We start from the raw sequence: 12735 nt of genomic DNA, 5'->3' as shown, positions 1-12735 counted from the left end.
TGAGCACGCTCGCAACAGTAGGCGGCTCTAAGCACCATCCGCCGTCGCACGAACGCCCCGAGCCCGGATGTACGACCGGGGCGTTTCTTACTTATCGCGCCGCATTTCTCAGCCTCTTCCGTTGTTTAGGCCGATATTTGGCCAGATTCTTCGCCAGAATGCGACGAGTATGAAAGGTGCGCAACCAAGCGGCCTCGTGCAACGGCTGGAGGCGTCAATGGACTCGCTCGATCTTGAGTTGGTAACGGACGAAATCATCCCGAGGAGTGGAGATTCAACCACGTCGTCCCCTGAGTCGACGCATCCGCCCGCCCAGGTTGGCGATGGCGCCACGGCCGCACTGGGCCTTGTGTCGGAAGCGGCGGCGGCGATCAGAGAGTTTGAATGGGAGTCCGCTCAAGCGATAACTCGTGCGCGCAATGTCGCCAATGCGGTGAAAGAAGAGTTGGAGCACGCCGAGACGCGCGCCGAGCGCGCCGAAGAGATGTTGCGCTTGGCTGAGGCTCAGGTCGAGCAAATGATGGCCGCCGCCGAGCAGTCGGACAAAGATCTCGAGATCCTGCGATCGGAACTTGCCACCAAGACGGCAGAATTGGCCGCATCGACGCGCCGCGCGGACGATGCCGAGGTTGCCATGCAAAAAATCGTGGACGCGATCCGCACTCAGCTTCCTGTCAAATTGAGCATCGCGGCGGAGTAAATTAGAGCATCCCGCCGAAGAAACGCCCCCGACCGTGGACGTAACGGCGGGGCGTTCTTTTTGCGTGGGCGACGAGTCCGGCCGGTTGAACTTGCCGGGCATGCAATGCGAATCGTCGCCAACGTTTGAAATCATTTCGCGCTGTTCAACACCTTGATGTCGAACGGCTTCAGCTCAGCGCTGTTCTTTAGAAAATCCGTGGCCTGACTTTCTCACGCTAGCTCACGCTTTCGCCGAACGTGATGGCACAAGCTGACAGGGGACCGAAATGACTCGCCCCACGCACTCGCCCTCGCGATGAATTTTTCCGCCGGCGGGGACAGGCGTCTCTGCGATGGGAGCCTTGTGTCCGTCCTCGCTCGACCAGGCCTCGATCAGGTCCGCTCCGTCGTAAAGTTGGACCCGGTAATTGTCGGTGGAATTTTTATAGCGCGCCACAACGCCGCCGAAATTGCTGCGCGCCCGGCTGGCGTCGCGATCTCGTAACGTTCCGAGTTGCTTCGCGCCCTTCCAGATGACGATGTTGAAACGTGGTTCACTCGATCGATTGGCATTCATTTTTGCGCCCCGATTTCGAATCGCCTGTGTTCATGTTTGCATGGCCCGGCCGGTTATGGCGATGGTGACTCGGCAGCTTCCTTGGGGCGCCTCACAACCCACCCCGCTCGCCGCTCACCTAATTGACTATCACATGCTCTCACCCGCGCCTTCGCTGAGTATCACCTTGATATAATTGCGGTTGTTCCCCATCTCGCGTTCCTGTCTCGCCGACGGCGAAACGATCAGTCGTCAGAAGTAACGTAATTTCAGCTCCTCTAAACCGTTCCTGCTTAGGCGGATGACGAACAAAAGCTTATTGAAGTTTCAAAAGCGACGACGCAACTGGCTTTTTGGCAGCGTCACGCAATTTCGCAAAACCTCGATCGCTCGCGATGAATCTCGCCAGCATTGGCGCAATGAGTTGGTTTGCCTCGACAGGCTTTCCCGTTTCCCTAGCGAGAATCTCCGCATATGCGACCAAGTTGCGATGAAGCGCGGGTGGCAGGGAGACAGTGAGTTTTACGGGCTTGTCGTCATCGATTGAGGCGAGTTTCAACTTAGTCATGGATCAACTCGCTTTGAGGCGATTGTTGCGCGCTCTTGATAAGGCGCGAGCACCAGGTCGCGCGTGACGATCACCCGCACGGGAAACCCCGGACGGATCGTGAGCGTCGGCTGGATATTGAGATTGCGGCCGACGATTTGTTGGCCGGTTTGGTTGAGGCTTTGCGCGCCGCCACGACGCAGCGCTTGCAGGAGCGCGCTTTCGTCGCCTGTTGTCCCAAGCTGAGTTCCAACACCCAAAATGGTCGAGAGCGCGGCAGCGCCGGCGAGCCGCAGCCAATGATGATCGACCCCGTCTTCGAGCCCGGAATAGCCGGACGCGTCGACGCCGGGCTGGCGCTCAAGAACGATCGAACGGCCATCGGGCAGAATGAGTCTGTTCCAGACGAGCAGCACGCGAGACTGGCCGAAGGCGATTTGCGAGTCGTAGACGCCGATCAGTTTCGAGCCCTGCGGGATCAGCAGGAATTCTCCCGTGGGGCTGTCAAAGACGTTTTCGGTCACTTGGGCCGCGATCTGGCCGGGGAGATCGGAGCGAATGCCGGTGGCGAGCGCCGCCGGAATCACAGCGCCTGCTTGCAGGACGTAACGGGAAGCTGGATGTTCGAGCCGATCGGGGCTCACCGTGCGACGATCGGCCGGCGCATTGACGAAGGCGAGCTTGCGATCCTGCATATTCTGGATCGCGCCAGGATCGATGGGCGCCGGTTCGAAGGAGAAGGGCGAGTGTTGAGATGAAGATTCGCGCTCGAGTGATTGAGTTGGCTCTCGCGTCGTTCCGACGCGCTCATGCGTATTGGTCGATGCGAAGAGTTTCGCCGTGCGCGCCGCTTCGCGCTCCTGACCCATGCGCTGCTCTTCAGGATCGATTGTAGATTGCGGTGGTCGACCCTGCGCGGCGAGGATCGGCCGGCCAAGATCGCCAGGCAGAGGCGGTCCGAGCTTCGGCACATTTTTGGGAAGGCCCGTGTAGTCGCGGGGAAGCGCTGCGAGCCCATCCGCAGTCGTCTTGGCGTCGGTGTTGTAGAGTTCCGGCGGGGGAGGGGAACGCGATCGTTCATGCAACGCCCAGAGCGTCAGGCCGAGGACGAGCGACGACGAGGCGCCAGCGAGCGTGATGAGCACTTTGCGCGAGAGCCGCGTCACGGTCGGGCGCTCGGGCCGCAGTCGCAGTTCCTCGGCGAGCTTCCTTTCGTGCTCCGGCGGGCTCATATGGCCGGTCTCCCGTCGCTGCGCACGATGCGGACAACTCTTTGATCGTCCGATCCAAAGCGTAGCTCCGCGGCGGCAAAGAGCCGATCGACCACCATGTGATGGCCTCGCACGCGATAATTGACGAGCTGGCTGTCGCCGGAAGCGCCGATGACGAAGAGCGGCGGCATTTCGCCTTGGGAGATGCCGCGCGGGAATTCGATATAGACCTTGCGGCCGTCGTCGAAAGCGCGGAGCGGGCGCCAGGGCGCGGCGTCTCCCTCGATCGCGTAGCGGAAATTGAGGCTCCCGAGATTGACGCCTGTATCGACCGGCGTAACTTCTTCGGCCGCAGTGTTGCGCCGGCGAAGCGCAATGAGCTCGTCCTGCGGATATTGCCAGGAGACGGAAGCCATATAGGTCTTTTCCGTTGCTCTGAGCTCCAGATGATAGGTGCGCCGATCCGTGTTGATCACCAGATTGGTCATAAGGTCAGGCCGCGTCGGTTTGACCATGATGTGGGTCTTCCTCGATGCGCCAACGCCGCTTTCCGTATCGCCGATGATCCAGCGCACGGTGTCGCCGGCGGCGACGGGGCCAGAGCCGACAAGCTGCTCGCCCTCCTGGAGCGCGATGTCGGTGATCTCTCCCGGCGACGCATAGACCTGATAGAGCGCGCCTTCGGCGAAGGGATAGATTTGGACAGCGTTGATATAGCCAGCGCGGCTGGGTTGAACGCGCGCCGCCGCGTTCGCCTGCGCCACCCTGACTTTTGGATCGGGCGCTTCCGGCGTCTCCTTGAACTTCGACAAGGGCTTAAGCTGCCCCGGCAGCGGCAGGATCTTCGGAATCTCGACGATCTTGACCGGCTTCTCCGGATCGCTCTCAATCACCGCGGGGACGGGAATATCGTCATAGGCGATCTCGGGCGGCTTGAAGCTCATGCAGGCGGAAAGTCCAGTTGAGGCGAGAAGCGCGGCGATGAGTCTCTTCGATCGGATCGGCGTCATTATCCGAGCTCCTTCGACCAGTTGATGGCGTGAATGAAAAGACCGAGCGGATTTTTGCGCAGGCGCTCGGCGTCACGCGGCGGTTGAACGACGATAGTGAGAATCGCGGTCCAGCGTTCGGTCGAAGCGAGGCTGGCGTTCTCATAGCGTCGCTCGGTCCAGGCGATGCGGAAGGAATCGGTCGAAGCGCGAATGACGCTTGCGACATCGACGGCGATCTGGATTTGACCGACCTTGGCGAAGGGGTCATTTGCGCGGGCGTAGTCGTTGAGAGCATGCGCGCCCTTATCCGTCACAAAATCATAGGCCTTGAACCAGCTCTGGCGAACGATGATCGGATCGGCAGGAATGGCGCGGACATTCTCGATGAAGCGCGCGAGATGCCAGGCGATCTGCGCATCGGTTGGCTGATAATCGGCGATCGCCGGGGCGACGGCCTGCGCTTCGCCAAGCTTGTCGATTTGCACCACCCAGGGAACGATAGAGCCGCGCGCGTTTTGCCAAACGAGACCCATTGCGAGTCCTCCGGCGAGAAGGAGATTACAGAGCGCGATAAGTCGCCAGTTCTTCGCCTGAACGCGCGCCGAGCCGATGCGCTCGTCCCAGACTTGCGCGGCTTTCTGGTAAGGGGTGACGGGTTCGGGGGTGCGTCCGTAGCGAACGGAAGAGCGTTTGAACATTTAACGGCCTTCAGAAAGATTGATGGATGTTCCGGCGCCACGGGCGTCACCGGCGCGAATGGAATGGGCGGCGAGCGAGACGCCGTGAGCGACGGACTGGCTGCGTTTGATGCGCTTCGCCCAATCGGGTTCGCCGGCCGGTGCAGCGGCGGAATTTGGGATTGCCGAACCGCCGAACGGAGCAGCGCCAGAGAATTGCGCGGCGGAGGATTCAACAGCGGCCGTTGTTCCTCCTCCCGGCGCTCCACCTGGGCGCGGCGACGTCCCGCCCGAAGGACCGCCGCCAGGCGCGTCGGGACCGCGTGACGGCGGCAGCATGGCGGCGGCCTGCGTATCGCTCTTTCCGGCCGACCCCATTACAGCGCCGCCGGCCATCCGCGCCGCGCCGGCTCCGGCGAGAACAGCGCCGCCAACCGTGAGGCCCGTTCCGACGACGGCGCCCGCGCCAAGCTGCGGCCCTCCCGAGACGATGCCATTGGCGACGCCGGGGCCGAAGATTCCGAGGCCCAGAAGCGACAGCGCCGCGAGGACGAGCGCCATGGCGTCGTCGACGGTTGGTTGAGTGCCCTGTGCGGTTTGCGTGAACTGTGAGAAGAGCGTCGAGCCGACGCCGACAATGACGGCGAGAACAAGCACCTTGACGCCTGAGGAGACGACATTGCCGAGAACGCGTTCAGCGAGAAAGGCGGTCTTGCCGAAGAGACCGAAGGGAATGAGGATGAAGCCGGCGAGCGTCGTGAGCTTGAATTCGATCAGCGTTACAAAGAGCTGAATGGCGAGAATGAAGAAGCTCAAGAGGACAACCGTCCAGGCGAACATCAGCACGACGATCTGGACGAAATTTTCGAAGAAAGAGACGTAGCCGAGGAGCGATGAGATCGATTCCAGGATCGGGCGACCGGCGTCGATCCCGACCTGGGCGATGCGCCCGGGCCGCAGGAAATCCGCTGACGAAAGACTGCTGCCGGCGGCTTTGAGGCCAAGGCCTGAAAAGCTCTCGAAGACGATCCTGGCGAGATTATTCCAATTGCCAATCAGAAACGCGAAGACGCCGACGAAAATGGTTTTCTTGACGAGGCGAGCGATGATGTCCTCGTCAGGGCCCCAGCTCCAAAAGAGCGCGGCAAGCGTCACGTCGATGACGACAAGGGTCGAAGCCAGGAAAGAGGCTTCGCCGCCAAGGAGGCCAAAGCCGCTATCGATGTAGCGGGTGAAGACCTCGAGGAAGCGATCGATGACGCCAGTTCCACCCATCGGCTTACTCGCTTTGGGCGGGCGCGGATTTCTCTGCCGGCTTTTCGAGCGCGCGCGGGACTGAGGGAAACATCTTCGGCGCAGCGCCCGAATCGTCGTCCTGCTTCTTCGGCGCCAAAAACTTTCGGCGCTGCGCCGCCCAGAGCGCTTGGCATTTGGGATCGTCGGCCTGTTCAATGGGAAGCGTCGCGCAGCGCAGCGTTTCGCTATCGATCGGCGAAGCCTTCGAGGGCGCGATCAGCTCGAAGTTTTTGGACGCGCGCAATCTTGCAGCGACATCGGCGTCGCAGGCGGCTTCAACGCCAATCAGCGAGACGGCGCCAATGACAATGCCGACGGCGATAAGTCCTAAATTTTCGGGGATGAGCCAGTGTTCGATCTTCATTGTCGCCCCCATCAATGGAACATGGCGACATCGCCGGGCTGATAGGCTCGGCCAGGAGCTATGAAGCGGCGCATCTGTTCGCGCGCCTGTTCCTGCGCCTCGGCTTGACGCGCGAGTTCGAACGACTGCGCGCGTCCCTGCGAGGCGAGCAATGCCGTCACATCGGCGAGTTGCTTGCTTTGCAGGGCGAGCAGCTGGTTGCCGGCTTGCGAGGCCTGCAGCGCGCCGACGGCCGACTGGCTTGATGAGAGCAGCGTCCCGGCTTCGGATTTGGCGGTGCCGATCGATTGAACGATGCCGGCCTGAACGCGCATCGCGTCTTGCAGCGCCGCGAGAGAATTCTGCCAGCGCTGCCTGGCGCCATCGATCAGCGAAGCGGAGCTTGTCGAGACGTTCGCCGGCCCATAATGGGTCGAGAAAGCCTGATCGATCTGGCGCACGTCATAGGCGATGCGCCGCGCTTCATTCAGCAGGCGCTGGGTCTCGCCGATCGATTGTTGGAGGTTTTGCAGCGAGGAGTAGGGGAGGTTTGCGAGATTCTTGCCCTCATTGATCAGCATCTGCGCCTCGTTCTGGAGGCTCGCGATCTGATTGTTGATCTGCCGCAGCGTATTCGCCGCTGTCATGACGTTTTGCGCATAATTGGTGGGATCGAACACCGCCAATTGCGCCGATGAGGGACTATTTAGAGAGATAAGGATGGCGACAGCCGTCGCCGCTGCGAGGGAGCGCTTTCTGTTCATGGCGAGGCCTCCAGAGAGTCGGGATTGGGGAGAAGGTCTGCGGCCCAGCGAAGGCCGCGATCGTTGAGCCAGGCGCGGGCAAACCCCTCGCGCCCATGTTCAGCGACAAGTTGAGAAATCGCCCGCTGGTCGTTTTTTGAGGACGCGGCACAGAGTGCGAGTGCTAGGGGACCAAGTCCGAGTTCGAAGAGGCGGTTACCGCGGCGCGACTGGCAGTAGTAGTCGCGCTTGGGCGTCGCCCGCGCGATGATCTCGATCTGCCGGTCATTGAGGCCGAAGCGGCGATAGATCGCTAAGATCTGCGGTTCGATCGCCCGTTCATTGGGAAGAAAGATCCGCGTTGGACAGCTCTCGATGATCGCCGGTGCGATCGGGCTCGTTTCGATATCGGCGAGCGACTGCGTGGCGAAGACGACGGAGGCGTTTTTCTTACGCAGCGTTTTCAGCCATTCGCGCAGTTGCGCGGCGAAGTCCGGATCGTCGAGCGCCAGCCAGCCTTCGTCGATGAGGAGTAGAGTGGGAGAGGCGTCGAGCGCCGCTTCGATGCGGTGGAAGAGATAGGAGAGAACGGCGGGCGCCGCGGCGGAGCCGATAAGCCCTTCCGTCTCGAAACATTGGACCTCGGCGTCGCTTAGATCTTCCGTTTCGGCGTCGAGGAGACGCCCATGCGGTCCGCCGAGGCAATAGGGTTTGAGTGCGCGTTTTAGGGGATTGGATTGCAGAAGGACCAAGAGGCCAGTGAGGGTCCTTTCGTGAACCGGCGCCGAAGCGAGAGACGAGAGCGAAGACCAGATATGGTCTTTCACCTCCGGGGTAACAGTCACATTTTCGCGAGCGAGGATCGCAGCGATCCATTCCGCGACCCAGCCTCGCTCCGCAGTATCGATAATATTGGCGAGCGGCTGCAGCGAGACCGGCTCAAAGGCGTCTTCCGACAGAGCCCCGCCGAGATCGCGCCAGCTTCCGCCGATCGCCAGCGTCGCGGCGCGGGCCGAGCCGCCGAAGTCGAAGATAAAGATGCGCGACCGCTCGTAGCGACGAAACTGCAGCGCCATCAGCGCCAGGAGCACGCTCTTGCCGGCGCCGGTCGGTCCGACAATCAGCGTATGGCCGACATCGCCGACATGAAGCGAGAAGCGGAATGGCGTCGAGCCTTCGGTCTTGGCAAAGAGCAACGGCGGAGCGTTGAGGTGGGCATCGGTCAGTGGTCCCGCCCAGACTGCCGAGAGCGGGATCATATGGGCGAGATTGATGGTCGAGACCGGCGGCTGGCGGACATTGGCGTAGACGTGTCCAGGCAGGGACCCTAGCCATGCCTCAATGGCGTTGACCGTCTCGATCATGCAGCTGAAGTCGCGGCCCTGGATGATCTTTTCGGCAAGCCGCAGCTTCTCGTCGGCGAGACGTAGATCTTCGTCCCAGACAGTGAGCGTCGCCGTCACATAGGCTTCGCCAATAAGATCGGAGCCGAGGTCCTGCAAGGCGGCGTCGGCTTCGAGCGCCTTGTTATGCGCGTCGGTGTCGACGAGCATCGCCGCCTCATTGGTCATGACCTCCTTGAGGATGGCGAAGATCGACTTGCGCTTGGCGAACCACTGGCGGCGAATGCGGGTGAGAACCTTGCTCGCGTCTACCTTGTCGAGCGAGATCGCCCGCGTCGACCAGCGATAGGAAAAGGCGAGACGATTAAGTTCGTCGAGAATCCCGGGATGGGTCGATGACGGAAAGCCGAGGATCGTCAGGGTGCGCAGATGGGCATTCCCCAAACGCGGCCCGAGCCCGCCGGTTAAGGGCTCGTCGACGAGGATGGCGTCGAGATGCATCGGCGTCTCGGGGACGCGCACCCGATGGCGCTTGGTCGAGACGCAGGAATGAAGGAACGACAGGGTTTCGGCGTCGCCAAGCCACTCGGCTTCCGGCGCGAAGCCTTCGATCAGCTGTAGCAGCCGATTGCTACGATCGATGAATGAGGAGAGGTCGCTTTTTGCGTCCCGTTCTGACGAGCGGCCTTCATAGAGCCAGCTCTCGGCGCTCGCCGCATCATCTTCCGGGGGCAGATAGACGAGGGTGAGAAAATAGCCGCTATCGAAATGCGCGCCTTCTTCCTCGAACTGCGCCCGACGTTCTTCGTCAACCAGCGCCGAAACGGGATCTGGAAAGAAATTCGCTGGATAATCCTGCGCCGGATTGCGCTGCGCCTCGAGGAAGATTGCCCAGCCAGAGCCGAGGCGCCGCAGCGCATTGTTGAGCCGCGCCGTGACGCCGACAAGTTCCGCTGGCGTTGCGCTCTCCAAATCCGGACCGCGAAATCGCGCCGTCCTTTGAAAGGAGCCGTCCTTGTTCAGAACGACGCCGGGCGCGACCAGCGCCGCCCATGGCAGGAAATCGGCAAGGCATTGTGGCTTCTTGCGATATTCGGCGAGGTTGAGCATGAAGGCCTTCCCTCAAGCGCCAAAATGCGCCGGATAGCGCAGGTGACGGCGCACGACTTCCACGAAGTCAGGATCGCGCTTGCCCGCCCAAACGGCGGCGGCCTGCGCGACGATCCAGAAGACGAGGCCAGCGATCCAGAGCCGCAAGCCGAGTCCAAGCGCCGCGGCGAGCGTTCCATTCAAAATTGCGATCGAACGCGGTGCGCCGCCAAGAAAGATCGGCTCGGTCAAGGATCGGCGAACGGACACACGGAAGCCCGGGACCGACGCGTCGGGGGACGAAATTGTTTCCATCAGATCAGCACTCCGCCGCCGAAGGAGAAGAAGGAGAGAAAGAAGCTCGATGCGGCAAAAGCGATGGACAGGCCGAAGACGATTTGCACGAGGCGTCGGAACCCACCTGAAGTGTCGCCAAAGGCGAGGGTCAGGCCGGTCGTGATGATGATGATCACCGCAATGATCTTGGCGACCGGGCCTTCGATCGATTGCAGGATCTGCTGGAGCGGCTGCTCCCAGGGCATGTTGGAGCCAGCGGCGAAGGCCGGCGTCGAAAGAATGGCGGCGCCAAACGTGAAAGGGGCGGCGCCGAAGCACGCACGAAACGTCTTGCCAATATGAAACCTATTCATCGTCGTCTCCGAAGCTGATGCGGGTAAGATCAACGAGCGCGTAGTCGCCGTGCTCATTCAGGCCTGTGACGGCGGCGAGCTCGATCAGCCTGCGCTCGGAACCGCGACCGGCGAGCACGGCGATGATCTGGATGGTCTCGGCGATGAGCGCGCGAGGGACGGTGACGACGGCTTCCTGGATGAGCTGTTCGAGCCGGCGCAATGCGCCGAGTGCTGATCCTGCGTGAATGGTGCCGACGCCGCCTGGATGGCCGGTGCCCCAGGCTTTGAGCAAATCCAGCGCTTCGCTCCCCCGCACTTCGCCAATCGGAATGCGGTCAGGGCGCAGGCGAAGAGAGGAACGCACAAGGTCGGAGAGGGACGCAACGCCGTCCTTGGTGCGCAGCGAAACAAGATTCGGCGCGGCGCATTGCAGTTCGCGCGTGTCTTCGATCAGAACGACGCGATCATTCGATTTGGCGACTTCCGCCAGCAATGCATTGGCGAGCGTCGTCTTTCCGGTCGACGTGCCGCCGGCGACGAGGATATTGCTTCGCTCAGCGACGGCGGCGTGCAGGATAGACGCCTGCTGCGGCCCCATGACGCCGGCGGCGACATAGTCATCGAGCGTGAAAACCGCGACCGCCGGCTTGCGGATGGCGAAGGCCGGCGCCGCGACGACGGGCGGCAGCAGACCCTCGAAGCGCTCGCCTGTCTCGGGCAGCTCCGCCGAAACGCGCGGTGCGCCGGGATGAACCTCGGCGCCGACATGGTGCGCGACAACCCGAACGATCCGTTCGCCATCCTCCGACGAAAGCCGTGCGCCCGTATCCTCAAGCCCCGTCGTCAGGCGATCGAGCCAGAGCCGGCCGTCTGGATTGAGCATGATTTCGACGACGCCTTGATCATCGAGCCATGCCGCGATCTCCACGCCCAGCGCCGTGCGCAGCATCCGCGCGCTGCGTGATAGCGCTTGCGCATTGTCGGACTGAGTTGGCAATTGCGTCCCCGGTGCTCGTCGAATGGCGCGCTGGCGGTTCGAATCCGGGGTCGATTAAGAAAGGCCGATGCCGACTGGATGCAAGAAGCCTGTTGGGAGCGTAGGGCTCTAGCGTGCAAAAACCGGGGAAGGGAATGATCGAGATTGCGGTTCACGGGATCCCTGTTTGTACGAACGATGCCGAGTTCATACGCTTCATCTCAAGCGAGGTAGGCGCCGGTGAAATTCGATCTTCTGCTGTGACACTGGCAGCGTGAAAACGCGATGGCCAAATTAAATTCAGCCGAAAATTGCCGCTCTAAGTCTCATCTTTTGCGATTTTCCTCACTGTGATCCTGTGAGGCCTCGAAAATTCATGACCTTTTCCCGCCGTGCGATCTCCGCTGAGTTTTTTGAATAACCAAGACCCAAAGCGGCCATTGACACTCATATTCCTTGAGCCGACGGCGGCAGTCAGTTCGGCAGCTGCGAGAAAAGTCCCGCGCGATCAAACGCACCGACGAGCGAAGCGTCGAAATTGAGCGGCCCAGCCAATGTCACGCGCACGGCTGCGGGCTCGAGCGGCTTGAGATGGCGGTCCATGACGCCGACGCCGCAAACCTGGGCGGGAGCGACGCCTGCGACGCATTGCGCGTAAAGAGGGTCGCTCGGCAGGAGCGAGCCATATGCAAATGTGATCTGGTCGGAGCGAGAGTTGAAAACGTTGAAGGCGTCGATCTGCAATCGCCAGCCATCCGCCCATCGATAGCCCAGTCGCGCGTTCAATGTTCCGGTGGCCGGGGAATTGAAATAGCCGTCCTCGGTGAGCGCCCTGGCCCCGAAGTAGCGATACTTCAGCGCGCCGAACCATCCGGTCGTCTCGCCGAGCTCCAATCCGCCCAACGCCGTCACCGCGATGGCGTTCGACAGATAATTGCCGGGCGCATTGCCCAGGAATGTCCCATAAGGCAAGGCGTCAGGCGTCATCAAATCGAGCCACGCCAAGGTCTGCGCAACGTCGACGCCGCGGTAGCGCGCCTGCACGAGCGCCACGTCGCCGTCAAATCTGATCCAGGAATTCGGGGCATATTTGTTGGCGAGTTCAATGCCATATCTGCGACTGGGGCGACCGAAGATGGTCGTGCCGCTGTCGCCGACGAACTGGTTTTCCGATTCGAGATTGAGCCAGAACAGGCTGATGCTGGAATCGAGCCCTTCGATGAATTTGGTGCGGGCGCCGATCTCGGCGCCGCGTGATTTCACCAGCAGCGGAATCGAAGCGGCCTGAACGAAGCCGTCATTGTCGGCAAGTTCGGCTGTGGAGACTCGCAGCACCGCGCCCCGCGCGTCGGTCGAATGGAAGCCTTCGCCGTAATTGGCGTAGAATTCCGTCTTGTAGAAGGGGCCGACGATGATCGAGAGCTTCGGGCTGAACAGCGACGCATTCTTGACGCCCTGATTGAACGGTCCCGTGAGAAGGAACGCCGGCAGGCCGGTGCTCGCCGCGAGTTTGGGCGCGTCCAATAGCGTCTGGCGGGAGCTTACGGCGGCGTTGTAATAGTCGAACCGCGCCCCCGCGACAGTCTTCAGCCAGGGCGTCCAGCGCACGGCCGTGTCGCTCCAGACGCCGATGCTGCCTTCGCCGACCG

General features: G+C 61.7%; 14 protein-coding genes. 1 reads left to right on the top strand and 13 read right to left on the bottom strand.

Features of this window, described 5'->3' with window-relative positions; all coding sequences use genetic code 11:
• Positions 1-217: 217 nt before the first annotated feature.
• Positions 218-700, top strand: a complete 483-nt coding sequence (locus tag IYW40_RS01420; RefSeq protein ID WP_196399132.1) for an ABC transporter permease — start codon at positions 218-220, stop codon at positions 698-700.
• A 222-nt stretch (positions 701-922) separates the two neighbouring features.
• Here IYW40_RS01420 and IYW40_RS01415 read toward each other — a convergent pair whose 3' ends face one another.
• The 13 genes from IYW40_RS01415 to IYW40_RS01355 all read right to left on the bottom strand — a co-directional run.
• Positions 923-1258, bottom strand: a complete 336-nt coding sequence (locus IYW40_RS01415) for a hypothetical protein (RefSeq protein WP_196399131.1) — start codon at positions 1256-1258, stop codon at positions 923-925.
• A gap of 295 nt (positions 1259-1553) precedes the next feature.
• Positions 1554-1805: a DUF2274 domain-containing protein gene (locus IYW40_RS01410; protein WP_196399130.1), complete on the bottom strand. Its 252-nt coding sequence runs from the start codon at positions 1803-1805 to the stop codon at positions 1554-1556.
• Positions 1802-3016, bottom strand: a complete 1215-nt coding sequence (locus IYW40_RS01405) for a TrbI/VirB10 family protein (RefSeq protein ID WP_196399129.1) — start codon at positions 3014-3016, stop codon at positions 1802-1804. The genes IYW40_RS01410 and IYW40_RS01405 overlap by 4 nt, the downstream gene beginning before the upstream one ends.
• Positions 3013-4005: a P-type conjugative transfer protein TrbG gene (gene trbG, locus IYW40_RS01400; RefSeq protein WP_196399128.1), complete on the bottom strand. Its 993-nt coding sequence runs from the start codon at positions 4003-4005 to the stop codon at positions 3013-3015. The genes IYW40_RS01405 and trbG overlap by 4 nt, the downstream gene beginning before the upstream one ends.
• Positions 4005-4685, bottom strand: coding sequence for a conjugal transfer protein TrbF (gene trbF / locus IYW40_RS01395; protein ID WP_196399127.1), 681 nt, complete (start codon positions 4683-4685; stop codon positions 4005-4007). The genes trbG and trbF overlap by 1 nt, the downstream gene beginning before the upstream one ends.
• Entirely contained in the window at positions 4686-5939 is a 1254-nt protein-coding gene (gene trbL / locus IYW40_RS01390; protein WP_196399126.1) for a P-type conjugative transfer protein TrbL, read from the bottom strand.
• 4 nt (positions 5940-5943) lie between these two features.
• Positions 5944-6324 carry a putative entry exclusion protein TrbK-alt gene (trbK-alt, locus tag IYW40_RS01385; RefSeq protein ID WP_196399125.1) on the bottom strand — a complete coding sequence of 127 codons (381 nt, stop codon included), beginning with the start codon at positions 6322-6324 and terminating at the stop codon, positions 5944-5946.
• A gap of 11 nt (positions 6325-6335) precedes the next feature.
• Positions 6336-7067 carry a P-type conjugative transfer protein TrbJ gene (gene trbJ / locus IYW40_RS01380; protein WP_196399124.1) on the bottom strand — a complete coding sequence of 244 codons (732 nt, stop codon included), beginning with the start codon at positions 7065-7067 and terminating at the stop codon, positions 6336-6338.
• Positions 7064-9499, bottom strand: coding sequence for a conjugal transfer protein TrbE (gene trbE, locus IYW40_RS01375; RefSeq protein ID WP_196399123.1), 2436 nt, complete (start codon positions 9497-9499; stop codon positions 7064-7066). The genes trbJ and trbE overlap by 4 nt, the downstream gene beginning before the upstream one ends.
• A gap of 12 nt (positions 9500-9511) precedes the next feature.
• A complete protein-coding gene (locus tag IYW40_RS01370) occupies positions 9512-9793 on the bottom strand; it encodes a VirB3 family type IV secretion system protein (protein ID WP_196399122.1) in 282 nt (93 codons plus the stop codon).
• Complete coding sequence (locus IYW40_RS01365; protein ID WP_196399121.1) at positions 9793-10128, bottom strand: TrbC/VirB2 family protein; 336 nt, start codon at positions 10126-10128, stop codon at positions 9793-9795. The genes IYW40_RS01370 and IYW40_RS01365 overlap by 1 nt, the downstream gene beginning before the upstream one ends.
• The gene (gene trbB / locus IYW40_RS01360; protein WP_196399171.1) at positions 10121-11059 is read right to left on the bottom strand and encodes a P-type conjugative transfer ATPase TrbB; all 939 of its coding nucleotides are present in this window, start codon (positions 11057-11059) and stop codon (positions 10121-10123) included. Before trbB ends, IYW40_RS01365 begins: the two co-directional genes overlap by 8 nt.
• Before the next feature lie 501 nt (positions 11060-11560).
• On the bottom strand, positions 11561-12735 hold a 1175-nt coding region (locus tag IYW40_RS01355; RefSeq protein ID WP_196399120.1), incomplete at its 5' end, for a TonB-dependent receptor.

The sequence above is a fragment of the Methylocystis sp. H4A genome, from assembly GCF_015709545.1.
In the GTDB taxonomy this organism is placed as follows: domain Bacteria; phylum Pseudomonadota; class Alphaproteobacteria; order Rhizobiales; family Beijerinckiaceae; genus Methylocystis; species Methylocystis silviterrae.
This window is presented reverse-complemented; position numbering and strand designations above follow the sequence as displayed.

What these genes read in the sequence shown, in the direction of transcription:
- trbK-alt (WP_196399125.1), bottom strand. Translation starts at nt 6,324, where the DNA reads ATGAAGATCGAACACTGGCTCATCCCCGAAAATTTAGGACTTATCGCC.
- IYW40_RS01405 (WP_196399129.1), bottom strand. Translation starts at nt 3,016, where the DNA reads ATGAGCCCGCCGGAGCACGAAAGGAAGCTCGCCGAGGAACTGCGACTG.
- trbE (WP_196399123.1), bottom strand. Translation starts at nt 9,499, where the DNA reads ATGCTCAACCTCGCCGAATATCGCAAGAAGCCACAATGCCTTGCCGAT.
- trbJ (WP_196399124.1), bottom strand. Translation starts at nt 7,067, where the DNA reads ATGAACAGAAAGCGCTCCCTCGCAGCGGCGACGGCTGTCGCCATCCTT.
- IYW40_RS01415 (WP_196399131.1), bottom strand. Translation starts at nt 1,258, where the DNA reads ATGAATGCCAATCGATCGAGTGAACCACGTTTCAACATCGTCATCTGG.
- IYW40_RS01365 (WP_196399121.1), bottom strand. Translation starts at nt 10,128, where the DNA reads ATGAATAGGTTTCATATTGGCAAGACGTTTCGTGCGTGCTTCGGCGCC.
- trbG (WP_196399128.1), bottom strand. Translation starts at nt 4,005, where the DNA reads ATGACGCCGATCCGATCGAAGAGACTCATCGCCGCGCTTCTCGCCTCA.
- IYW40_RS01420 (WP_196399132.1), top strand. Translation starts at nt 218, where the DNA reads ATGGACTCGCTCGATCTTGAGTTGGTAACGGACGAAATCATCCCGAGG.
- trbF (WP_196399127.1), bottom strand. Translation starts at nt 4,685, where the DNA reads ATGTTCAAACGCTCTTCCGTTCGCTACGGACGCACCCCCGAACCCGTC.
- trbL (WP_196399126.1), bottom strand. Translation starts at nt 5,939, where the DNA reads ATGGGTGGAACTGGCGTCATCGATCGCTTCCTCGAGGTCTTCACCCGC.
- IYW40_RS01370 (WP_196399122.1), bottom strand. Translation starts at nt 9,793, where the DNA reads ATGGAAACAATTTCGTCCCCCGACGCGTCGGTCCCGGGCTTCCGTGTG.
- IYW40_RS01410 (WP_196399130.1), bottom strand. Translation starts at nt 1,805, where the DNA reads ATGACTAAGTTGAAACTCGCCTCAATCGATGACGACAAGCCCGTAAAA.
- trbB (WP_196399171.1), bottom strand. Translation starts at nt 11,059, where the DNA reads ATGCTGCGCACGGCGCTGGGCGTGGAGATCGCGGCATGGCTCGATGAT.